Source organism: Symbiobacterium sp. (genome assembly GCF_040797425.1).
Lineage (GTDB): Bacteria > Bacillota > Sulfobacillia > Symbiobacteriales > Symbiobacteriaceae > Symbiobacterium.
Map to the genome: position 1 here is coordinate 1 of NZ_JBFNEH010000145.1, position 1,006 is coordinate 1,006.

The following is a 1,006-nucleotide window of genomic DNA, read 5'->3' on the forward strand; positions in this document are numbered from 1 at the left end:
CCGAAGACGATGGTGTCGAGCAGCGAGTTGCCGCCCAGGCGGTTGGCGCCGTGCACGCTGACGCAGGCGCACTCGCCCGCGGCGTAGAGGCCCTTCAGCCGGGTGGCGCCGTGGATGTTGGTGTCGATGCCGCCCATGGTGTAGTGCTGGCTGGGCTGCACGGGGATCGGCTCGTAGACCGGGTCGATGCCGGCGAAGTTCTTGCAGATCTCCCGCACCTCGGGCAGCCGCTCGTTGATCTTCGCCTCGCCCAGGTGGCGCAGGTCCAGGTGGACGTAACCCCCGCCCGGGCCGCCCAGGTTGAAGCCGCGCCCCTCGAGAATCTCGGTGAGGATGGAACGGGCGACGATATCGCGCGGGCCCAGCTCCATGGCCTTGGGGGCGTAGCGGGCCATGAAGCGCTCGCCCTTGTTGTTGAGGAGGTAGCCGCCCTCGCCGCGGCAGCCCTCGGTCATGAGGATGTTGGTGCCCCAGAGGCCGGTGGGATGGAACTGGATGAACTCCATGTCCTTGAGGGGCACGCCGGCCCAGTAGGCGATGGCCATGCCCAGGCCGGAGTTGAGCAGGTTGTTGGTGGAGTGGGCGTAGATCTTGCCCGCCCCGCCGGTGGCGAGGAGCAGGGCGTCGGCCTGCACCGTGCCCAGTTCACCGGTGACGATGTTCATCACCACGCCGCCAACCGCCCGGCCCTCGTGAACGGCCAGCGACAGCACCAGGAACTCCTGATAGATCTTGATGCCGCGCTTGATGGCCTGCTGGTAGAGGGTGTGGAGCAGGGCGTGGCCGGTCTTGTCTGCCGCGAAGCATGTGCGCGGGAAGCCAGCGCCGCCGAAGGGGCGCTGGGCGATGGTGCCGTCCGGGTTCCGGGAGAACGGGCAGCCCCAGTGCTCCGTCTCCACGATGCACGGCACGGCCTCCTTGGCCAGGATCTCGGCCGCATCCTGGTCCGCCAGGTAGTCGGAGCCCTTGATGGTATCGAAGGCGTGCTTCTCCCAGTTGTCGTCCC

At 68.1% G+C, this 1,006-nt stretch carries 1 protein-coding gene; it reads right to left on the bottom strand.

What is annotated here, in order from left to right; translation table 11 throughout:
- A partial coding sequence (locus AB2385_RS17140; protein ID WP_367656218.1) for an FAD-binding protein occupies nucleotides 1-1,006 on the bottom strand: 1,006 nt, incomplete at both ends.